This window comes from Mucilaginibacter sp. 320_HR (assembly GCF_059691875.1).
In genome coordinates, this window is sequence record NZ_JCAWAI010000001.1 from 1,168,923 (window position 1) to 1,191,409 (window position 22,487).

Genomic DNA, 22,487 nt, shown 5'->3' on the forward strand with positions numbered 1-22,487 from the left:
TGATAAGGGAAATAAAAGGGCTGCCGGACATGTCGGCAGCCCTTTTCTAAATTAGTAACCAGGGTTTTGTTTAACCTGGGTGCCGTTAAGTGTTTCAGTTAATGGAATAGGTAAAATCTCGTTTGTACCAGCTTTGAAACCTTTAAATGCCAGGGCAGTTGGCGCCTGACCAGTTCTAACCAGGTCAAACCAGCGGTGACCTTCAGTAGCAAGTTCCAGGCGGCGCTCTTTATAAATGTTATCCAGCGTAGCGGCAACCGGAGCAAGCTTAACACGTGCTCGTACAGCATTCAACAAGTCAGCAGCACGGCCGGTGTTGGTACCTGCCTGTACTAAAGCTTCAGCTTCCATCAGGTAAGTATCTGCAAGGCGTATCTCAATGTAATCGTTTGGCCAGTTAAGGTCGGTAACACCCGTGGTAACAATGTTAGCCACCTTTGGTGCATATTTCTCGATGTAGTAACCTGTACCCTGGTAGCTTTCGTTATAGCTTGTTTTGGTAGCTTTTGTTAAGCTATCAATATTAGCTATAGTGTACGGGTAACGTGGGTCGCCTTTCATAGCAGTAACCAGCTGTGGGGTTATTGGATTAAATCCGTAACCACCTGCATAGTAAATCGGCCCGTTAAAGCTACGCGGACCAACCATCTGCACGTAAACGTTAGATTTAAATTGGTTCCAGTTGCTCCAAGTGTAGTTTTGCATACCAGAGTGTACTAACTCAAATATCGACTCGCTATTAAATTTGTTCTTAGGGCTAAAGATGTCGCCAAAGTTGGTTTGTAACTTGTAGCCGTAGGTGCTTGTGCCACCTGGTGTGCCGTTCACCTTTTCAAGTGTAGAAGCAGCCTGAGCCCATTTCTTTTCGTAAAGGTAAACCTTACCCAGCAAAGCAGTTGCGGCACCTTGTGTAACGCGGCCATTTTCGCTTGCGGGTACCGTGGTTGGTAAGTCGTTCACAGCAGCTGTAAGGTCTGCTTCAATTTGTGCGTACACCGCTTCAGGAGTGGCCTGCGGCTGTTTGTATACGTCATTTACCTGTAGCGATGTTAATATCAAAGGCACGTTTTTAAACAAACGAACCAGATCAAAATAATAATGCGCACGTAAGAAGTGTGCTTCTGCAGTATACCTTTTTAAGGTAGACTCGTCAAGGCCGGGTACTTTAGCTAGTTTCTCCAGTAACACATCTGCACGGTTAACACCCTGAAAGTTGGTAGCCCAAAACCCACCCTGCGGACCAACGGAAGGCCCCATAGTGTAATTGTTTATAGCCTGCCATGCGGGTATATCCGACGAGCCGCCGCCACCTGCAAAACAATCGTCAGATGCAGAGTTTAATGGTCCAAGCGGGTCTATATAAGTATTGTCCAAGCCACCGGTTTCAGTGACCATAGGGTCGTATGCCGCTACCAGGGCAGTTAATGCCTGTTGTGGATTTGCGTAGTAGTTGCTTTCCAGGAACTGGCCATTAGGCGTAAGTTCCAGGAAAGATTTTTTGCAGGATGCGGTAATGCCTATTGCCAGCAATACTGCTCCTGATATGATGTAATGTTTCTTCTTCATGATAATTGTACCGTTTATAATGTAATATCTAAACCAACCATAAATGTGCGTGCCTGAGGATAGATGCCCATGTCTATACCGCCGCTGATCTCGGGATCATAACCTTTGTAACCGGTTATAGTAGCCAGGTTGTTGCTGCTCAGGAATATCCTTGCTCTTTGTATATCAGCTTTCTTTAAAAACGTGTTTGGTAAAGAATAACCTACCTGCAGGGTTTTAATACGGAAGTAAGCGCCGCTTTGCAGGTAAAAGTTTGATGGGTTTTTGAAGTTGTTGTTCGGGTCTGCATCGCTCAGCCTAGGGTAGTTGCTGGTAGGGTTTTCTGTAGACCATGCATTTAAAGCAGCAACCGGGTAGTTTGCGGAAGCGATATCTAACCTGCGGTATGCCTGGTAAATTTTATTTCCCCAAACACCCTGGCCAAATAATCTTAGGTCGAAGCTCTTGTAGTTAGCACTTAAATTAACACCGTAAGTAAAAGTAGGCAGTGGATTACCCAGGTATTTACGGTCAGATGCGTCAATTTTACCGTCATTGTTAACGTCCTGCCATTTAAAATCACCGGCTTTAGCATTTGGCTGTATTAAAGCGCCTGTTGATGAGGTGTAAGCATTAACTTCTGCCTGTGATTTAAATGTGCCCAGTTCCTGGAAACCGTAGAAAGCACCAACAGGCTGACCAACAGCCGTACGTCCAATCTCATAGTTTGAGCTCTGAACGCTTCCTACTGTGAAGAAGTTGATCTGGCTGCCCAGGTAAGTTACTTCGTTATGGTTGTAAGAGATGTTACCGCCGATGTTGTAGCTAAACTGACCAATTTTGTTGTTGTAGCCCAGGTTTAACTCAACACCTTTGTTCTCCATATCGCCAATGTTCGCTGAAGGCTGACCGGCAAAACCAGCATAAGCAGGTAGCTGTACAGTTTGCAGCATGCCTTTTGTTAGCTTACGATAGATATCAAAGGTTACCGTTAAATTGTTAAGGAAGGTTGCATCAAAACCGATGTTAGCAGAACGGGTTTCTTCCCATTGCAGATCCGGGTTTGATGGTGCATTAGGGCTGTAGCCAACATACACCGTCTCAGGATTACCAAAAATGTAATTGCGTCCGCTTCCAATAGTCGCGGTGTATTGAAACGGATTTAACGACATTTCATTACCCACTACACCGTAAGACCCACGCAGTTTAAAGTAGTTTACGAAAGAGTTTTGTGGGAACCAGCTTTCTTTCGACATTACATAACCAACCTGTCCTGATGGGAACACGCCGTAAACGTTGTTGCTGCCGAATTTAGATGAACCATCACGACGTATAATACCGGTAAACAGCCATTTGCCATCATAATCGTAAGTTAACCTAGCAAAGGTTGATGCCAGTGTATAAGGCTGGTTATCAAAGCCATTTGCTATTTTATTAACGTTTGCTAAAGTATAGTTTGCAGATGCTTCTGCAAAAGTATTTACCGGCAAGCCTATGAAGGTACCTGCAATGCCCGATCCGCTTTGTTTTTGGGCACTTGTACCAATTAAGGCAGTGAAGTTGTGTTTGCCGAAAGCACGCGAATAGGTAGCAGTGTTATCAATATTCCATGAAAGGTTCCTGTCGTTTTCGCGGTAAAAAGAGGTATTAGACAAGTTACTTGTGCTGGAGTTCAGGTAATAGATAGGCGTGAACGACTCATTACCATAGTAAGCCTGTTTAGCGCTTATCTGTGAACGGAGTTTCAAGCCTGCAATCGGCTCAACCTCAACAAAAGCGTTACCCAACAGGTTGGTTGCATAACCATAATTTCCGTTTTGGGTTTGTGTGTATGCTAACGGATTGGTGATCTCCTGTGATACGTAGTTGGATATACCGTAAGGTAAACCCTGTGCGTTCCGGATGATGTTTGCAGAGTTGTTGATATAAGTGCTGGCATTAGGCTGTGCATTTATATCATTAATGGTAACAGGGGTAATAGGATCAAGGTTAAGTGCTGAACTTAACGGACCGCCGAATACACTGTTGGTATTCAGGTTGTTCCTGCTTCTTACGTAAGAGTAGGTAAAGTTTTCGCCAACGGTTAACCATTTTTTTGCCTTGTAGCTGGTGTTAACAGTAAAGGTGAATTTTTTGTAATTTGATATCTCGGGCATTACAATACCTTTCTGGTCTAAATAACCAAATGAGGTGTAGTAGTTTGCCTTGTCGTTAGCACCATTCAACGCCAGGTTATGGTTTTGGATCATCGCACTGTTGCTGAAGATCTCGTCTTGCCAGTTTGTACCTGTGCCGAAAGCCGAAGGGTTGGCAAATAAGGCAGCCTTGCCATCGTTAGTTAGCGATTGATTCCTCAGGGTAGCATATTGAGTAGCATTAACCAGTTCAGGTTTACTTACCGGGCCTTGCCAGCCTACGTAGCCGTTATAAGATACTTTCGGCGGGCCTTGTTTACCTTTTTTAGTGGTGATGAAAATAACACCGTTCGATCCGCGTGAACCGTAGATAGATGCAGCTGCGTCTTTTAACACGTCAATAGATTCCACATCGTTAGGGTTCACCAAGTCCAGGCCACCGTCCACTACCACACCATCAATCACGTATAACGGATTACTATTGTTTATAGAGGTTACACCACGTACACGTACTGTTGGGGCCGAGCCCGGAGCGCCTGAGCTTTGTACTACGTTTACACCTGCAGTACGGCCTTTAAGCGCATCATCAATACGGGTTAACTGCTGGTCTTGCAGGTCGGCAGCTTTTACGCTGCTGATAGCACCGGTTACACTGCCGCGTTTTTGCGTTCCGTAACCCACTACAACTACTTCGTTTAGGCTTTTTACATTTTCAACAAGGGTTATAGTTAAAGCAGTTTGATCGCCAACTGCAACCTCCTGGCTGTTGAAACCAATATAAGCAATAACCAACACCGATGAAGGACCGGCAACGTTAAGTTTGAAGTTACCATTAATGTCGGTGGTTATACCGTTGGTAGTGCCTTTTTCTAAAACGCTGGCACCGATAATAGCCTGCCCGTTTTGATCAACAACTTTACCAGTAATCGGGGTGGCAGCTTTAACATCTGCATAGTTAACAACTGTTTCCGCCGCCGCCATTTTGCCCAGCACTATACGGTCTTTTAAAACTTCGTAAGAGATGCCGTTGGTTTTTAATACCTGGTCTAAAACGGTTTTCAGCGGCTGATTAACTGCGTTAACGGTAACCTGCTGGTTTACATTAATGGCGTTGTTGCTGTATATAAATTTAACATTGTCGTTTTTTTGCAAGTAATTAAGCACATCCTGTAATGTCATGTTGCTTAACGATAGCGTCACTTTCTTATCAAGCACGTTCTGTGCATTGATGGTGTTTGAGTAAGCCATGCTGCTCAATACTGCCATGAGAAAGATTTGAATAAATGTTATCCGCATGATTTGGTACCAGGGAATAGGGTTTCGTAAATGAAATTTCATTATATTTGATTTGTTTCTTTTGAAAAAATGGAACAATTAACGCCCCTTCACCACTTGGTGGTGTCGATTGCTAACGGGCTGAATTTTAGGCTTAGGAGTGCTCGCAACACTTCTAAGCTTTTTTATTTAGGACTTTTTCTTTTAAGTAGGATTTTTGGTCATCATAACTGGTTTTAATGTTCTAATTGATTGGTTTGCTAAGTTCTATTGTGCTATTCTTTACAGCGTAATCTATATTCATCGATTTGCTTAACGCTTCCAGTATTTCAGGGAGGTTAAGACCCGATAGATCTGCATTGAGCTTGTACTTGTTAATTTCACCATTTGTAACTTTTATACTCACGTCAAAGGTGCTATTCAATACTTTAACGATGTCTTTTAATGGCTTATTATCAAAGTTGAGGCTTACGTGCTGCCATATTTTCAACGTTGAATTATCAACCATTTTTTCCTGGCTTAGTACATGAGTGTTGGCCAGGTACGTAGCTTTTTGCTGTGGGTATAACATAACCTCACCTTTGTTCAGGCTCAGCAAATTCCCTGTGTTCTGATCTTTAATGCTCACCGACACCTTACCTGTAACAACAGAAACATTTGCTTTTTCGCCGGTGCCATTATCCCTTATCAGGAAGCTTGTGCCCCAAACCTTAGTTACTATTGTGTTACCGGTAATAATAAAGGGCCGGGCCGGGTTCTTTGTTACCTCAAAAAAGCATTCGCCGCTCATGCTAACCATGCGTGCATTAGCACTGAAAACCTTAGGGTAGTGTAAAGTAGCGTGTGGGTTTAACCAAACGGTTGAGCTATCTGGCAGAACAGATCTATATATATGGTCAGAATTATTAGTAACAGCTATAGTTTCCACCGCAGTAGTATTCAGCGTGGTTGGTATGTTGCTGTTCGTCCTAAAGTAAAGTAGTGCGGCGGTACTTATCATTAACAATACGGCCGCGGCACCTGCTACTTTATACCACTTGCCAGGGCGTCTTGCTGGTAAGTCAACAACATTATCTGCATCAGGAACTTCTATGTTAGCCAGTATGCGGCTGTAAATCTTATCTTCTAAGTTTTGCAGTTCCGTAGCAGCAAGCGTATCCAGGTACCCTGATTCATTATCAAAAGAGGCGTACCATTGCTTAACTAACGCTGTTTCCTCTTCGGAACAGTCGCCACGCAAATACTTTTCCAGTAACTCAATGGGTATGGGTTTCTTCATGAAAAGAATAGAGTATAATTTGGCTTATAAAAACAATGACGTACAGGAAGGGCGTTCCCCCTACGTTGATATGAAAAAAAAGTTACAAATTATTTTAAAAGGAAAATCGCCAGCAGCGATGCATAGTGGCCCAACCCCAGCCGAATGTGCTTTAAGGCTTTGGTGATATGGTTTTCAACCGTTTTTTCCGAGATGCCCAGTTCAGAGGCAATCTCTTTATTGCTTTTGTGCTCTATCCGGCTAAGCTGGAAAACCGAACGGCATTTGTCGGGCAGGGAGTTTACTTCCTGGTCAATAGATTGCTGTAGTTCTTTAGCTAACAATGCATCCTCCATTGATGTATCAGCCTGACTGTAAGCTAGTTGAAATGACGATTTATAGCGCTCTCTCACCAGTTCTTTACGATGATAATCAATTACCATGTTGGTCACCGATGTGAACAGATATCCGGCAAGATTTTGATTGATGTTTAGAGTAGTACGTTTATGCCACAAGGTAGTGAATATTTCCTGTGCAATTTCCTCTGCTGATTCTCTGTTCTGGAGTCGTTTGTAAGCTTCTGAGTAAAGTTGTTTCCAGTACCTGGTATAAATTTCCTTAAACGCGCCTAGTCGTCCTTGCTGCAGCAAGGCAAATAAGTCTTTATCATCTAGCGTATTTAAACCAGTCATTTCTTCAGTACAAATGCAAACAAACTTTACATTCTATTAACGTGCAAAAATCCATAAAAACATCTATTTAAAAACTCCGGAGTGTCATTTGTTATTAATATTTATGCTTATGAAGTAAATTTTATGATACAAAGGAATTATCTTTCCTTTGTTAGCAGGAAAATCATCAACAGTTAGTAAATCTTGTCTAAAGCATTGCGCCGCGAGATGATGACGGGCTATAAGAAAAAGTGGAAAGGATGTAGTCACACTTTTGTTGACGGTTAGTAAGAAAACAAAATAACGATGAATGTTATCGTAATTTCCTTGTTGCGAATCTGCCAGAATAAAGCGCATTGTTTACATTTACACCGCTACATGTCTTAAGGGCAACTGTAGTGAGTGATAGATAAACCATAGGCAAACATGTTCGCATACGATGTACAGGCGTTAAAGGAATTGGTTGGCGTCATCTTACAACAAAATATTACCGGTGATGCTTGGGCATGGTTAAACAAGCAGGGCGATATCGAAAACACGAATGCTTTTAACGTTGCGTTTGTAATGATGCCGCGTAAAACAGGTAAAGCTGTTGTGTCGGTTAGTACAGAACAAGCCGCTGAGTTAAATGCCATTCGCCCGGGTTTTGATATCCAAGGGTGGACGGCTGAACGTTTAGGTAGAGTATATCTGCTGACGCAAGCCGACCCAACTAATCAGGGCCGTTACATTAAATTGATAGAGAACCTGTTCTTAGCAGGCGAGATGAACGAGTTAGTGGCCTTGTACTCTGTCTTGCCGGTATTGGCTTATCCCGAATTATGGGGTAAGCGTTGTGCCGAAGGTGTCCGTAGTAACATCGGCCTTGTGTTGGAAGCAATCATGTATCGCAATCCGTATCCAGCAGAACAACTATCACAAGAGGCGTGGAACCAATTGGTGATGAAAGCGATCTTTACCGAGAAGAACCTTGAAAACATCACCGGTTTGCACGAACGCAACAATGTCGAATTGGTGCGCATTTTGCTTGACCACGCCCGCGAACGTGGCGCTGCCGGCCGGACCGTAGTACCTGAACTGTGGCAACTTTCCGAGCCCATAGTTGGTGCCGCTGCCATTGCCGAATTGAAACAACAATATAGTTTAAATTAGAACCGAGATAATTCTTAAATACCGAACGATATGTGCTGCAGCCATTCTTTTGAGAACCCGCCTTACCCATCCGACGCTAAGCCGGAGATCTTTGATATTAGCGCCGTAAAAGGCATGAAGTTTTTTGACCCGCATGTGCACATGACATCGCGCACTACCGACGATTATCAGGCCATGGCCGATGCCGGTGTGGTGGCTTTGATAGAGCCCGCCTTTTGGTTAGGTCAGCCGCGTACAGGCTTGGATAGTTTCCGCGATTATTATAGCAGCCTGATCGGTTGGGAGCGTTTCCGTTCGTCGCAGTTCGGCATCAAACATTATTGCACCATCGGACTGAACTCGCGTGAGGCTAATAATGAAGCCCTTGCCGAGCAGGTGATGGATCTGTTACCTTTATTTATCTACAAAGAAGGCGTAGTTGGTGTGGGTGAGATAGGCTTTGACGACCAAACCGCTGCCGAAGAAAAATATTACCGTGCCCAACTGGACCTGGCTAAAGAGGCCGGGTTACCTGTGCAGGTACACACTCCGCATCGCGATAAAAAACGGGGTACCCAGCGCAGTATGGATATCGCCTTAGAACAAGGCATGGATGCTTACTCGGTGATCATTGACCATAATAACGAAGAGACTGTGAAAGAGGTACTGGACCGTGGTTTTTGGGCTGCGTTTACTATTTATCCGTTCACTAAAATGGGAAACCAACGAATGGTAGAGATCGTGAAGCAATATGGTTCAGAACGTATTATAATCAACTCTGCGGCCGATTGGGGCATCAGCGACCCGCTTGCCGTACCAAAAACCGCCGCCCTGATGCAGCAACAAGGTATCAGCAAAGCCGATATCGAACTGGTGACCTACCATAACGCCATCACTGCCTTCGCACAAAGCGGGCAGATAGACGAGGCCGATTTCGGAGTCAATATCGATCAGAGTGCCAAGTTTGCGGGTAACAGCATTTTGCGTGGTGGTCAGCAACCGCGTATAGATAAGTCGTCCATCATCATAAGCTAAGTTTTGGGGAAAGCGATTAGTTATTTACGTATGATGCGCCCAGCCAACGTGGTTACCTCGGTAGCCGACGTACTGGCGGGTATAGCCATCACCGGTGTATTTACTCAGCCGGGAACGCTGACCATGCAGGGCTATCTGCCGCAGGTCTTATTATTGAGTTTATCTACCGCTTGCCTATACGCGGGTGGCATTGTTTTTAATGATGTATTTGACGCCGACCTGGATAAGGTAGAGCGTCCCGAGCGCGCTATCCCAAGCGGTATTATCACCGTTAAGCAAGCATCCACCTTAGGTATGGTGTTGCTGGTAGCGGGTATCACAGCAGCATTCGTGTGCAACAATATTTCAGGTGCCGTTGCCGTAGGCGTTGCGTTCTTTGCTTTACTGTACAACAAAAGCAGCAAGCATCACCCATTCTTTGGTCCGCTTAATATGGGCTTTTGCCGGGGATTTAATTTGATGCTTGGTATCAGCATCATGCCGTCCTTATTGTTTACATGGTGTCCGTTGGCCATCGTGCCTATTATCTACATCTTCTGCATTACGATGATAAGCAGGGGAGAGGTGCACGGTGGTAGCAGGCGAAACCTGTATATCGGCGCGGGGCTGTACGCCATAGTAGCCGGTACTATCATCTACTTTGGGTTCCGAAATCATACTTTGTTAATGACGGCCATATTCGTTATTCCGTTTTTATATATGATTTTCAAGCCGCTGCTAAAGGCCATTAAAGAGCCTATTGGTAAGAATATCGGCGGCGCGGTGAAGGCCGGGGTGATATCATTGATATTGATGGACTCGGCTTGGGCGGCTACCTTCAGCACCATTTATGTGGCGCTGCTGATAGCCTGTTTGTTACCTTTATCGATGTGGTTGTCGCGTATATTTGCCGTCACATGATCTTTTAATTTTTTGTTTTCTTACCCCTCATGGAGCATTTACAACAGTCGTTCACTGTAAAGTTTAAATATAACGTGTTTTTCACAGCCGGCCTTTTTAAGGTAGGTAATAACATCTTGGCCAATTTTTTATCGCAGGCAAAAAGTGCCGCGCAGCGCAAGATCTTTTTTGTGATCGACGCCGGTGTGGCTGAGGCGCACCCGCAACTAAAATCGCATATCAAGACCTATTTTGACACGCATACAACTGTTAAATTAGTACCTGATTTTCTGATTGTTGCCGGTGGCGAACAGGTCAAGAACGATATTCAATATTTTGAAAAAGTGGTTGAAGCTGTAAATACCTACGGTATTGACCGCCACTCATACATTGCAGCTATTGGCGGTGGATCGGTGCTGGACATGGTGGGTTATGCCGCCGCAGTATCGCATCGCGGTATCAAACACATCCGCATCCCGACTACCGTGCTGTCGCAGAATGACTCCGGCATCGGCGTTAAGAACGGTATCAACTATTTTAATAAAAAGAATTTCCTGGGTACCTTCGCGCCACCGGTAGCGGTGTTTAACGATGAGTTATTCCTGCATACATTAAACGATCGCGACTGGCGCTCGGGCATATCCGAAGCCATCAAGGTAGCCCTGATTAAAGATGCTGACTTTTTCAACTGGATAGAAAAGCATGCCTTGGCATTGGCCCAGCGCGATATGATGGTAATGGCCCAGCTGATCTGGCGTTGCGCTAAACTGCACATGGAGCACATTGCCGGCGCCGACCCATTTGAGAGCGGCTCATCCCGTCCTCTGGATTTCGGCCATTGGAGTGCCCATAAGCTGGAATACCTAAGCAACTTCGAAGTTAGACACGGCGAAGCTGTTGCGATGGGTATTGCATTGGATACGGTCTACTCACAATTATCAGGTAGATTAACACCTGCAGATAGTCAGCGTGTTATCGACGTGTTGATCACCCTAGGTTTTGAGGTGACACATCCATTGATGCAGGTTAACGAAGGCAGAAGCCCTTTACTTGCAGGTCTGGAAGAATTTAGAGAGCACCTTGGTGGTCAGTTGACTATCATGTTGCTAAGTGCCATCGGTAAAGGCGAAGAAGTTCATGAGATGAATGCCATTTTATTAGAGGAAGCGGGTCACATATTAGCTAACACTACGCATCAGCCAATACAATAAGCCTATGCAGATTCATAATGCACATCTAACATACTGTACCAATATCCACCCGGGCGAGAGCTGGGCGGCTCACTTCGGGTCGTTGAAACAGAATTTTCCACAAGCGAAATCCGAGGTTTCACCTGATGCGCCAATGGGTATTGGTCTACGTTTATCTAACCAGGCAAGTATTGAGATATTGCTGGGCGATAACCTGCAGGAGTTTAAACGATGGTTGGTAGATAATGATGCTTATGTCTTTACCATGAATGGTTTTCCCTACGGCGGGTTTCACGATACGGTGGTGAAAGACCAGGTACATGCCCCGGACTGGATGACCGTAGACCGTGTGGCTTATACCCAGCGCATCTTTGGCATATTAGCGGCGCTGTTGCCTGAAGGTATGGAGGGTGGTATATCCACTTCGCCGCTGAGCTACAAACATTGGTTCGCTACCGCGGATGAAATGCAGGAGGCGACGGTGATCGCTACAAAAAATATCCTGGCAATAGCCGAGCAACTGATTGATATTTACATAAAAAGCGGTATCACCCTGCATCTTGATATAGAACCGGAACCGGATGGTATTTTAGAGACCGGCCGTGAGTTTATCGATTGGTACGAGCAGGTGTTATTGCCATTAGGTGCTGAGCATTTTGGTGATGGCGCAGAGGCTATCATCAAACGCCACATCCAACTGTGTTATGATGTTTGCCACTTTGCCATCGGTTACGAACCGCACAGGGAAGTGGTGGCCGAATTAGCTTCAAAAGGTATCAAAACAGGTAAGATCCAGATCAGCGCGGCCTTAAAAGCTTCTTTTGATGCTGATAACAAACAGGTCATACTGGACGAGTTTGCTAAGTTTGACGAGCCGACCTACCTGCACCAGGTGATCGCAAGGTTGCCTGACGGTCAGTTAGCCCGTTATCCAGATTTGCCGGATGCACTGTTATTGAAAGACTATGCTGCGGAGTGGCGCGCCCACTTCCACGTGCCGATATTTTTAGAAAGCTTTGGACTGCTTAATTCAACCCAAAGCGATATCCGCGAGGTATTGGCGATCTGGAAGGAGCACCCATTTACCAACCATTTAGAGGCTGAAACCTATACCTGGGGCGTATTACCTGCAGAACTGAAGATCCCGATGGCCAACTCCATCAGTCGCGAGTTGAACTGGGTGATCGGTCAGCTTAATCTATAAAATCTACTACCTATGAATAAAACGGTCGTTATTGATATTGTTGGCCTGTCAACCTCGGTGATCGGCGAGCATACTCCTTTTTTGAGCGCGTACATCGCCAAAAATAACCTGAACGTTATTGAGCCGGTATTACCTGCCGTGACCACTTCGGTACAATCGACCTACGTAACGGGTAAGTGGCCGTCAGAGAACGGTATCGTTGGCAATGGTTGGTATGACCGCGCGGATAGCGAGATCAAGTTCTGGAAGCAATCTAACAAGCTGGTTCAGGGCGATAAGATATGGGATAAAGCCAAAGCGCTGGATCCGTCGTTCACTACATCAAAAATGTTCTGGTGGTACAATATGTATTCAACGGCCGATTATTCGGTAACACCACGCCCGCAATACCTGGCTGATGGGCGTAAACAGCCTGATTGCTACTCGCAACCGCCTGAATTGCGTGACGAACTGCAAAATAAATTAGGCCAGTTTCCGCTGTTCCAGTTTTGGGGACCGGGTGCAAATATCAAGTCGACGCGATGGATAGCTAATGCAGGCATGTATACTGATGATCAGCATAACCCAACCTTGACGCTGATCTACCTGCCGCACCTCGATTATTGCCTTCAAAAATTTGGTCCGGATCTGACCAAGATCGCACCTGAACTGAAACAGATAGATGAGGTGGTAAAAGACCTGGTGACCTTTTACGAGCGTAAAGGTGCAAAGATTATCCTGCTGTCCGAATATGGCATCGCCCCGGTAAGCAACCCTATCCATTTGAATCGTCTTTTGCGTCAGAACGATATGCTGGGCATCCGTGTGGAGAATGGTTTGGAGCTATTGGATCCCGGCGCATCAAAAGCATTTGCTGTAGCTGATCACCAAATAGCCCATATCTATATCAATGATCCGTCGGTTACTGAAAAGGTGAAGGGCCTGATCAAGTCGGTAAAAGGAGTGGAGCTGGTGCTTGACCGTGCTGAACAAAAACACTACAACATCGACCACGAACGCGCCGGCGACTTAGTTGTTATGGCCGATAAAGACGGCTGGTTCACTTACTATTTTTGGCTGGACGATGCGGTAGCACCCGACTACGCCCGCATGGTTGATATTCATAAAAAACCTGGGTACGATCCTGTAGAAATGTTCATGACCTCTAAAGGCCGTGCGGCTTATAAATTGCTGCGTAAAAAATTAGGTTTCCGCTATGTGATGGATGTTATCCCGCTGGATGCTACGCTGATCAAAGGATCGCATGGCAGAGTGAATATTGAAGACAAATTTAAAGCTGTGCTGGTTACATCTAATAAAATTAACCAGGAGATGGTCACTGCCGTTGATGTTTATGATGTAATATGGAAGGCGCTAACTGAACAATAGCGCACGCTGTTACTTGTTAATTATTCTCTTTCGTAGGTACAAGCGTCTGACCATAATGGGCATCCCGTTTAGTAATTGCGGTATTGCTCAAACTCAATTATAAGGGAAGGAAGTCTTGTTTAAAGATAATTAATAAAAAAGTCCTCTTAAATTGTATTTAAGAGGACTTTGAGTCCAGGTACTTCCTGGTTGGTGATCTCATCAGGATTCGAACCTGAGACCGACAGATTAGAAATCTGTTGCTCTATCCAGCTGAGCTATGAGACCATTTATAAATTGCGTCGCAAATATAGGAAATAAGGTTTTAGCGCCAATAGTTTTTTATCAAGTACAATAAACTTTATGCTGCGATAATGCCCAGCTAATATCTTGAAAATAATTATTTATAATAGTAGTGTTAGTTTCCCTAAGGAGCTTAAGCAGTCACTTGATTAAAGGTGAGTAAAAAAATGCTACACTGCAGATTTGAAAATTTTATAAAAAATCGGAAAACATTTTGGTTCTCATATTTAAAACCATCTTTTGCTATTTGATTTGCAAAAAAGAAGGTTGGAACTTCAAAGTGTTTTTTTTACAATAAGTTAATCCTACTTTTAACCAATTTTAAAATCTCACAAAAAAATATGATCATAATTGCTGACGGTGGCTCAACTAAAACAAATTGGTGCCTGGTTACTGAAGATGGTAAGAAAGTGTATTTCAACACCGAAGGTTACAATCCGTATTTCGCCCCTAAGGACTATATAATACAATCGTTAAAGGAAAGCTTGCCGACAGACCTGGAGAAAGATAAAATAACAGAAGTTAACTATTACGGTGCAGGTTGCAGTACAGATGAAATGCGACAGCTGGTTAAAGAGGCGATGGAAGCTGTATTCACCAAGTCTAAAGTTAACATTGGCCATGACTTGCTTGCAGCTGCACGTGCACTGCTTGGCAACACCGAAGGCTTTGCTGCTATTTTAGGCACTGGCACCAATACTTGCCTTTATAATGGTAAAGAGGTAATTAACAATATTGATTCCGGCGCTTACATTTTAGGTGATGAAGGTAGCGGTTGCTATATTGGTAAAAAGTTATTGATCGATTATCTACGCGGATATATGCCCGAAGCTGTACGTAAGGCGTTTTGGGAAGAGTTTAAATACACTCCGGATGATATCAACGAAATTGTTTATACACAACCACGTGCAAACCGCTTCTGCGCAAGCTTTAGTAAGTTTGTTTATGATAACAATGTGAACATAGAGTACTCACGCAACTTGGTTCGTACATCTTTCGAAGACTTCTTCAAAAACCTGGTTACGCATTACCCGGATTATAAAAAATATACCTTCAACTGTATTGGTTCTGTTGGCTACAATTTCCGTAATGTATTAGAAGAGGTAGTTACCGAAAATGGCATGACTGTAGGTAACATCATTCGTTCTCCTATAGATAACTTAGTGAAATTTCACCTGGAGCTTGCCCCAAGTCAGCTTTAATTTTTACAAGCGCAAACGAAAAGCCGGAAAGTCATTTCCGGCTTTTTTTGTGTTCACCTATTTTAAATGGAGCCAAGATTAGCGTTGATGTTAAATTATAAGACATATTTTTATCTTAAACAAAAACAGAATGGATAGGTTGTATAAATATCAATGCGACCCGACATGACATTAGGTGAACAATTACTTAAAATCCTTAATAAAAACTACGAGCCGGACACCTTTGTACAAACCTCTTTTAAAAGATACGATCTCGGATTTAAAACGGATGATGCCGGGCGGCCTATACTGTTGTTTATTGGCAAAATGGATGAGAACGGTAAAATAAAGGGCGATCGTTTTGCAAGACGATTAGTGTTTAATTCAAGTGGAGAAGTAGTAAAAGATCATTGGGACAATAAGGGTAGAACTAATTAACTTATACATATGCCATCAGACGTTGTAGTTAAATGCAGTAAATTATTGTTAGAAAAAGGCCTTACTATGGCTTTTGCCGAGAGCGCAACCGCCGGGCGCTTATCTGCCGAGTTTTCCCTGGTGCCTGATTGTGGAAAAATGCTGAAGGGAGGACTCGTGTGTTACGATGCGGATATAAAGCAAAAGGTGTTAGGCGTACCTGCTGATGTAGTAGAGCAGTTTACCCCCGAGTCGGCCGAAGTTACGAAAGAACTAGCTGAGCGTTTACCCAGGTTATTTGATGTAGATGTTACGGTAGGGGTGACCGGCCTTACTATGCCGGGAGGTAGCGAAACCGACGAGAAACCGGTAGGTACCATGTTTATACATGCTGTTGTAAATGGACAACCGTACGCGTTGCGGGAGCTTTATGAGGGAAGCCAGGAAGATATTGTATTGCAAACGGTAGACAGAGTTGCAACACTATTACTAGAAAAATTAAGCTAAAAAAATGGAACCAGTTACCGTTATAGTAGAAAGCCCGAGAGGGGCTAATCATAAATTTAATTACGATCCTAAAGAGAATCGTTTTAAGCTAGCGAAAATTCTGCCTGCGGGCATGGTGTTTCCGTTTGATTTTGGATTTATCCCGGGCACCAAAGGTGGCGACGGTGATCCGCTTGATGTTGTTGTGATATCTGAGATAACCGGGTTCCCGGGTTGTGCTATGGATTGCCGCATTATTGGCGCGCTTAAAGCGGAGCAGACTGAGCGCGACGGAAAAACCACACGGAACGATCGTTTTTTGGCTGTACCAGTAGTGTCACAGCTTTTCGCAGAGGTTACATCCATTCTTCATTTGTCTGAAGCAGTTATGAATCAGATTGAACATTTCTTTAAAAATTATAATGATCAGGCTGGTAAGAAATTTGAGGTTCTTAGCCGGATTAATGAAGAGGATGCATTTAAACTCATCAAATAACAGTTTATTTTACATTTCTTAAATGCAATAAAGTTGCATTAGCTGTATATTTGTTTCATGAATCCGCCAAAACCCTCCCGTAAGCTCGACCATATCGGGATGACTGCTTCTACACTCTGCGCTATACATTGTGCTGCTGTACCGGTATTATTTACCAGTTTACCGTTAATGGGTATGGAGTTCTTAGCTAATCCGGTTGTAGAATGGACTATGATCTTGCTTGCATTGGTAGTGGGTGTATGGGCAATTGGCGGTTCTTATTCCCGCTCACATCATAAAATTCTTCCTGTCTTATTGTTAATTGCCGGCTTTGTTGTTATTATTTTAGGGCACCTTTTTACAAAGGGTACGCTGGAGGCCATTATTGTACCCCTGGGAGGAATTACTATTGCAGTTGCTCACTTTATTAATTATAAGTATGCGGGTACCTGTCAGGCAAGTGATAGCTTTCTTCACGTTAAACATACACATTAATGGCAGGGAAAAGTACTACAACTCGCTTTGAAGAGTTACTGGAAAAGCACCAGCTAAAGAAGACAACTGCCCGCCTAAACGTGCTGTCCACTATGTATGGGAAAAAATCTGCAACATCTCAACCAGAGCTGGAAAGCGTTCTGCAGGATATCGACCGCGTAACGCTTTACCGTATCTTAAACGTGTTCGAAGAGAAAGGCATTATTCACAAAGTTTTTGACCTGAACGGAACAGCAAATTACGCTGTTTGCTCTTCAGGCTGCCAGGAACACCATCATCACGATGAGCATCTTCATTTTAATTGCAAGGTATGCAAAGGCGTGTTTTGCCTTAATGATATGAGCTTGCCCGGCATTACGTTACCTGCCGGTTTCCAAGCCGATGGTTTTACAATTTATGCTTCAGGCTTGTGCCCAAGCTGCAGCAGCAAAAAGGCTTAATTGCCAGGTTGCAATATCTTCATCTCCAAATAACACTCTTAAAGGCGTTTTCCGCTTATTTGTTAGTACTTTACCATCACATCACAACTATTAACAACTAATTGCCAATGCCTTATTTTCAGCATTATTCTTTCGATTTGTGGCTGACCCTTATTAAATCTAGCCCTGCTTTTAAGCCAGCCCGTGCAAGGTATTTTCATCAGCATTACAATAGTTATAATAAATCAGAGGAGGAAATAGCCGGCATCTTCCGTCAAGTGGACCTGATGTGTAACGCTGTAAACGAGAAGACAGGAAAGAATATTGATGCCGACGAGATGTATCTGATGGTTATCAACTTTATTAATGATAGTAATTTGGATTTGGATGATGTGGACCTATTAAAGGTTCTGGCCGATATGGACGACCTGCTGTTCAGCCATCCGCCCGTGATGTATTCCGATGTAACAATTGACACGTTATTGCATCTAAAACAAAATAGCGGGGCAACTTTTAGTTTGCTCAGCAACACAGGTTACATCACCGGTAAAACATTGAGAAAAGTATTGGCTTTGTACGGGTTAAATGATTTTTTTGACTTTCAGTTGTACTCGGATGAGGCTGGGCTCTCCAAACCAAATCCGGAGTTTTTTACTGTAATGCTCAAGAATATTGACATATGCAATGCCGGAAAGTCGGTGCCATTAACAAGTATAATTCATATCGGAGATAACCCGAAGAACGACGTAAAGCCTGCTGATTTGCTTGGCATTAACAGCTTGCTCATCAACTCAAATAACAAAACAATCCTACACCTGCTTAGCTAATATGACAATTACATATTCGTTACACCACATTAGCAATACTGCGGCGTTTGGCTTTAATGCTGACGACTACAGCCGGTTTAAATTCGGCGATGGCGTTGTTTCCAGAACATTCGGCACTCAGCTTGCCGACGGCTTTATAAAAGAACACTTAGGTAAAGGACACATCAATCAACAAATTGTAGTTATTTCCAGTCCTTACTCTTTTATACCCACCGCTACCTTTGCTATGAAAACCTGGTTTGTGTATCGTGTAAACCAATGGCTCGCAGCGCATAATTTGCCTGTGGTGCAAGAGGCCAAGGTACACCGTACAATTACTTACAAAGAAGATTACGGCGAACTGGATGCCGAACAGCGGATAAAGCTGATTGGGAACGACCAGTTCCATATCGATAAGCATTTCCTGACTGGCAAAACGTTGATATTTCTAGACGACATCAAAATCACGGGTAGCCACGAGCGGATGATCATGAAGATGGTAGGAGAGTACGGTTTAGATAATGACATCTACATGCTTTACTTTGCCGAACTTGTTAACAAAGCAATTCATCCAAACGTAGAGAATTTTCTTAACTACCACTTTGTAAAAAACATTTTTAGCCTGGAGGATATTGTACAAAGCGCAGCGTTTTGTATTAATACCAGGCTGGTGAAATATATACTAAATTATGATCACGACCAGTTCTGCATATTTATTGAAGGGCAGTCGGTTAGTTTTATGGAGGAACTTTATAACATGGCATTGGGTAACAGTTACCATACCATTCCGGCTTATCAGCAAAACCTCAACTTTGTTAAAAAACTTTTATTTTTAGACAATTACAAACTTATACAATATGGCAATTAATCTTCAAAAAGGGCAACGCGAAGCAATCGACGCACCTAAATTTACTATAGGCCTAGGTTGGGACACCAACTCATCATCAACAGGTGCGGCATTTGACCTTGATGCTTCTGTTTTTGTTATGGGCGATAACCGTAAACTGGTTGCCGACGAATTTTTTGTGTTTTATAACAATACAGTGTCACCTGACGGTGCTGTTGAACATACTGGCGATAACCTTACCGGTGCCGGTGACGGAGACGACGAGCAGATAAAGATAGATCTGTCTAAAATTGATCCGCGTGTAACAGAGCTTACCGTAGTGGTTACTATTCATGAAGCCGAGAACCGCCGCCAGAACTTTGGGCAGGTTCGTAATTCTTTCATCCGCATATTTGATAGCGGTACAGGTGCCGATCTGCTTAAATACGAGTTGGAAGAGGATTTTTCAATTGAGACCGCTGTGGAATTTGGTCGTATTTACAAACGTGACGGTAAATGGAAATTTGAAGCAGTAGGTGCGGGTATGAAGGGTGGTTTACAGGATTATTTAAACAAATACAACTAAACTATACACAATGGCAATTAATCTTCAAAAAGGGCAGCGCATTAGCCTGGAAAAGGAAAATGGCAGTAAGCTCCAAAATATTTGCGTAGGCATTAACTGGGGCGCTATCGAAAAGAAAGGCTTGTTCGGCTTTGGCAGCAGTAAAGAAGCAGTAGACCTTGACGCAAGCTGCGCGTTGTACGATCAGGATAAAAAGTTGGTGGAAGTTGTATATTTTGGTAATCTTAAATCCAAGGATCAGTCGGTACGCCATAGTGGTGACGACCTTACCGGCGACATGGGCGGTGACGACGGATTGGATAATGAAGTGATTACTGTTGATCTTGCAAGGCTCAACCCATCAATAAGCTATGTAGCCTTTGTGTTAAACAGCTTTCGCGGACAGGATTTTGGTGCTATCCCATTTGCATCCATCCGCATTTACGAAGGTACACCTAAGCGCGTGAACGAAGTATTTGCAAAGTACGACATTGCGCATGGTGCAGGTTTTGCCGGTCACGTAAGCATGGTGATGGGCGTGTTCTATAAAAAGAACGGCGAGTGGAAGTTTAACGCAATTGGCGAGCCAACCAAAGACCGTAAGCTGGAAGAAACAGTACGCACGGTTACACAAAACTATCTTTAATAGTTATTAAACAACGAAGCAATGGAAACCAACCCAAGCAATAACGAGCTGAGCCTGAACTCTCCGGATATAATGGCTAATATACCTGAGGTAAGCAACACTGCTCCTGTTAAATTAGATAAGCAGGGCAATGTTGACCTTACTAATATAAAGCCCGAAGAGGAGCAAAAGTTTAAAGAGATAGCGAAGGCTATTGACCCTAAGGATGTAAACTCGGTATTAAACTTCGGTACAGAAGTGCAGGCATCAATGGAGCGGTATAGCAATACTTTCCTAACATCGGTGCGTACTTACAATTCGGGCGAGGTTGGTGTATTAATAACAGATCTGCTGAATGAGCTAAACTATATTGATGTAGACGAGCTGAACCAAAATGGGTTCACCCGTTTCATATCAAGTATTCCGTTCCTGAAAAAAATAGTAATGGACACTAAAAAGTTGTTTGCCAAGTACGACACTGTGGTAAACAACATTGATAAGATTACTACCAAGATAAAAGCCGGGCGGGTAAACTCCCTTAAGGACAATGCTTCACTGCAAACTATGTTTGATAGTAACGTTACTTACATCCATCAGATGGAGGAGCTTATTATTTCGGGTCAGCTTAAATACAATGAGCTTAATGAACAGCTGGCAGTAATGGATGGCAAGCCGGACGACTACCAGGATTACGAAATTGCCGACCTGCGCGATTTTGTTAACCGTTTGGACAAACGCCTTGCCGACCTGAAAGTGGTAAGATTTATAATGCTGCAATCGCTGGCGCAGATACGTGTGGTACAGAACAACAACACAACTATCGCTGAAAAAGCGCAGTCTATAGTTACTACTACTATACCTGTCTGGAAAAACCAGCTTACCATTGCCGTAGCGCTGCATAGGCAAAAGGAGAATGTGGAAATGCAGAAGAAGATATCTGAAACCACAAACACCATTTTGCAAAAAAATGCTGAACTGCTTAAACAAAACAGCATTGACGTGGCACGCGAAAACGAAAAAACCGTAGTTTCGATAGAAACTTTAAAACGTACCACGCAGTCGCTAATAGAAACACTTACAGAAGTGAAGCGTATACATGACGAGGGTACGCAAAACCGCCGCACACTTAACACCGAACTGCAAACGTTGGAAACGGAGTTAAAGAAAAATGTGACGAATACGCGTTAAGTGAATGATGGATGAGAGCAGAGTAAATATTCTAAATGAATCGACCCGGGTAATAAGCAAGCTGCAATTGCTTACCGTATTCTTTAATAACGATATCATTTACAAAATTTACCTGCGCACCCAGGTTATACATCAGCTGTTTGCGACCAACCCGGAGTTAGACATAAACAAGCTGGAGCTGTTTCACGTACAGTTTACAGCTTCGCTTATTGAGCTATTAAAAAGGGTAAAGAAGCACAACGAGGTGAATGCCGATCTGCTAATGGATGAGGTTCGGCTTAATAATGAGCTGATCAACCAGATGGACGATACGGCATTCACCGAAAGCAGCTTTAAGAACGACAAGCAACGGCAGGCACTTAAAATGAGCCAGTCGTTACGGAGCTTATACGAATCTCTATCCAATAATCTGGATAACTATCCTTTCGCTAAGAACATTAACTTGTTTAGCTCCCGCTACGCCGCGGATTACTTCGCCGAGATATCTCCTGAAATCTTGGCGGAACTTCTGCAATACAACCCTGCAGAGCTGTACGCGAATAAATATGCTACCATACAGCGAAAGCTGATTGGCCGCCTATGCAAGTACGACTTCAAGATTGAGTTTTTTGCAGGTTTACGCACAGCCGACATCACGCTGGAAGTATACAAGTTCGCAGCAGTAGACCAGCAATTCTTGTATTCTCCGGCCAACAACATTTTCTTGTTTTGCGATTTAAGTAAAATAGGCAATATCTCAGTGGAAAGCACCCTATCTAAAAAGGAGCGTATAATGCAGGAGCTGCTGGATAAAAACGTTCGCCTGCAAAGCAGCGCAGGGGTTATAAAAAGCCATTTACCTACAGAAATACTACAGCTGCTGGAAGAAGATTACAAGAAAATAAGCGATGTAGACTTTCTGCAGCACATGAATAATTTTGATGTGCAGGCCAACATCCTTAAGGCAATGTTGAACACGGATATCATTTAACTACTTCCGGAATAAGAACGATTGTAACATACGGCCATATTATTAATCAAAGAAATACGAC

22 protein-coding genes and 1 tRNA gene are annotated in these 22,487 nt (G+C 43.5%); 18 read left to right on the forward strand and 5 right to left on the reverse strand.

Annotated features, from left to right (window positions below):
- Positions 1 to 51: 51 nt before the first annotated feature.
- From AC59GT_RS05220 to AC59GT_RS05235, 4 genes are all read right to left on the reverse strand, one after another.
- Entirely contained in the window at positions 52 to 1,566 is a 1,515-nt protein-coding gene (locus tag AC59GT_RS05220; protein ID WP_497236643.1) for a RagB/SusD family nutrient uptake outer membrane protein, read from the reverse strand.
- Between the two features lie 14 nt (positions 1,567 to 1,580).
- Complete coding sequence (locus tag AC59GT_RS05225) at positions 1,581 to 4,946, reverse strand: TonB-dependent receptor (RefSeq protein ID WP_497236644.1); 3,366 nt, start codon at positions 4,944 to 4,946, stop codon at positions 1,581 to 1,583.
- Between the two features lie 253 nt (positions 4,947 to 5,199).
- Positions 5,200 to 6,234 carry a FecR family protein gene (locus tag AC59GT_RS05230; RefSeq protein ID WP_497236645.1) on the reverse strand — a complete coding sequence of 345 codons (1,035 nt, stop codon included), beginning with the start codon at positions 6,232 to 6,234 and terminating at the stop codon, positions 5,200 to 5,202.
- Positions 6,235 to 6,323: 89 nt separating this feature from the next.
- Complete coding sequence (locus tag AC59GT_RS05235; protein ID WP_497236646.1) at positions 6,324 to 6,905, reverse strand: RNA polymerase sigma-70 factor; 582 nt, start codon at positions 6,903 to 6,905, stop codon at positions 6,324 to 6,326.
- A 405-nt stretch (positions 6,906 to 7,310) separates the two neighbouring features.
- Here AC59GT_RS05235 and AC59GT_RS05240 point away from each other — a divergent pair, with 405 nt between their 5' ends.
- Genes AC59GT_RS05240 through AC59GT_RS05265 form a run of 6 tightly spaced genes read left to right on the forward strand, consistent with a single transcriptional unit; the run spans position 7,311 to position 13,691 of the window.
- A complete protein-coding gene (locus tag AC59GT_RS05240; protein WP_497236647.1) occupies positions 7,311 to 8,036 on the forward strand; it encodes an EboA domain-containing protein in 726 nt (241 codons plus the stop codon).
- 30 nt (positions 8,037 to 8,066) lie between these two features.
- Positions 8,067 to 9,050, forward strand: coding sequence for a TatD family hydrolase (locus tag AC59GT_RS05245; protein WP_497236648.1), 984 nt, complete (start codon positions 8,067 to 8,069; stop codon positions 9,048 to 9,050).
- Between the two features lie 30 nt (positions 9,051 to 9,080).
- Positions 9,081 to 9,950: a UbiA-like protein EboC gene (gene eboC, locus AC59GT_RS05250; protein WP_497236649.1), complete on the forward strand. Its 870-nt coding sequence runs from the start codon at positions 9,081 to 9,083 to the stop codon at positions 9,948 to 9,950.
- A 29-nt stretch (positions 9,951 to 9,979) separates the two neighbouring features.
- A complete protein-coding gene (locus tag AC59GT_RS05255) occupies positions 9,980 to 11,140 on the forward strand; it encodes a 3-dehydroquinate synthase (RefSeq protein ID WP_497236650.1) in 1,161 nt (386 codons plus the stop codon).
- 4 nt (positions 11,141 to 11,144) lie between these two features.
- A complete protein-coding gene (gene eboE / locus AC59GT_RS05260) occupies positions 11,145 to 12,323 on the forward strand; it encodes a metabolite traffic protein EboE (RefSeq protein ID WP_497236651.1) in 1,179 nt (392 codons plus the stop codon).
- 12 nt (positions 12,324 to 12,335) lie between these two features.
- Positions 12,336 to 13,691, forward strand: coding sequence for an alkaline phosphatase family protein (locus AC59GT_RS05265; RefSeq protein WP_497236652.1), 1,356 nt, complete (start codon positions 12,336 to 12,338; stop codon positions 13,689 to 13,691).
- Between the two features lie 190 nt (positions 13,692 to 13,881).
- Here the strand turns inward: AC59GT_RS05265 and AC59GT_RS05270 are convergent.
- Positions 13,882 to 13,958, reverse strand: a tRNA-Arg gene (locus tag AC59GT_RS05270).
- Positions 13,959 to 14,314: 356 nt separating this feature from the next.
- Between AC59GT_RS05270 and AC59GT_RS05275 the strand changes: the two genes are divergently transcribed.
- From AC59GT_RS05275 to AC59GT_RS05330, 12 genes are all read left to right on the forward strand, one after another.
- A complete protein-coding gene (locus tag AC59GT_RS05275; RefSeq protein WP_497236653.1) occupies positions 14,315 to 15,175 on the forward strand; it encodes an N-acetylglucosamine kinase in 861 nt (286 codons plus the stop codon).
- 165 nt (positions 15,176 to 15,340) lie between these two features.
- Positions 15,341 to 15,592 (forward strand): hypothetical protein, encoded by a 252-nt coding sequence (locus tag AC59GT_RS05280; protein ID WP_497236654.1) that lies wholly within the window; start codon positions 15,341 to 15,343, stop codon positions 15,590 to 15,592.
- A 9-nt stretch (positions 15,593 to 15,601) separates the two neighbouring features.
- Positions 15,602 to 16,078, forward strand: a complete 477-nt coding sequence (locus AC59GT_RS05285) for a CinA family protein (protein ID WP_497236655.1) — start codon at positions 15,602 to 15,604, stop codon at positions 16,076 to 16,078.
- A 4-nt stretch (positions 16,079 to 16,082) separates the two neighbouring features.
- A complete protein-coding gene (locus tag AC59GT_RS05290) occupies positions 16,083 to 16,553 on the forward strand; it encodes an inorganic diphosphatase (protein ID WP_497236656.1) in 471 nt (156 codons plus the stop codon).
- Positions 16,554 to 16,610: 57 nt separating this feature from the next.
- Positions 16,611 to 17,027 (forward strand): MerC domain-containing protein, encoded by a 417-nt coding sequence (locus tag AC59GT_RS05295; RefSeq protein ID WP_497236657.1) that lies wholly within the window; start codon positions 16,611 to 16,613, stop codon positions 17,025 to 17,027.
- Positions 17,027 to 17,467: a Fur family transcriptional regulator gene (locus AC59GT_RS05300; protein ID WP_497236658.1), complete on the forward strand. Its 441-nt coding sequence runs from the start codon at positions 17,027 to 17,029 to the stop codon at positions 17,465 to 17,467. Before AC59GT_RS05295 ends, AC59GT_RS05300 begins: the two co-directional genes overlap by 1 nt.
- A gap of 107 nt (positions 17,468 to 17,574) precedes the next feature.
- Entirely contained in the window at positions 17,575 to 18,273 is a 699-nt protein-coding gene (locus tag AC59GT_RS05305; RefSeq protein ID WP_497236659.1) for an HAD family hydrolase, read from the forward strand.
- 1 nt (position 18,274) lies between these two features.
- Positions 18,275 to 19,120 (forward strand): phosphoribosyltransferase family protein, encoded by an 846-nt coding sequence (locus AC59GT_RS05310; protein WP_497236660.1) that lies wholly within the window; start codon positions 18,275 to 18,277, stop codon positions 19,118 to 19,120.
- Entirely contained in the window at positions 19,110 to 19,664 is a 555-nt protein-coding gene (locus AC59GT_RS05315; protein ID WP_497236661.1) for a TerD family protein, read from the forward strand. The genes AC59GT_RS05310 and AC59GT_RS05315 overlap by 11 nt, the downstream gene beginning before the upstream one ends.
- Positions 19,665 to 19,674: 10 nt before the next feature.
- Entirely contained in the window at positions 19,675 to 20,289 is a 615-nt protein-coding gene (locus AC59GT_RS05320; RefSeq protein ID WP_497236662.1) for a TerD family protein, read from the forward strand.
- A gap of 21 nt (positions 20,290 to 20,310) precedes the next feature.
- Positions 20,311 to 21,456, forward strand: coding sequence for a toxic anion resistance protein (locus tag AC59GT_RS05325; protein ID WP_497236663.1), 1,146 nt, complete (start codon positions 20,311 to 20,313; stop codon positions 21,454 to 21,456).
- A 4-nt stretch (positions 21,457 to 21,460) separates the two neighbouring features.
- Positions 21,461 to 22,426 (forward strand): hypothetical protein, encoded by a 966-nt coding sequence (locus AC59GT_RS05330; protein ID WP_497236664.1) that lies wholly within the window; start codon positions 21,461 to 21,463, stop codon positions 22,424 to 22,426.
- Positions 22,427 to 22,487: the final 61 nt, after the last annotated feature.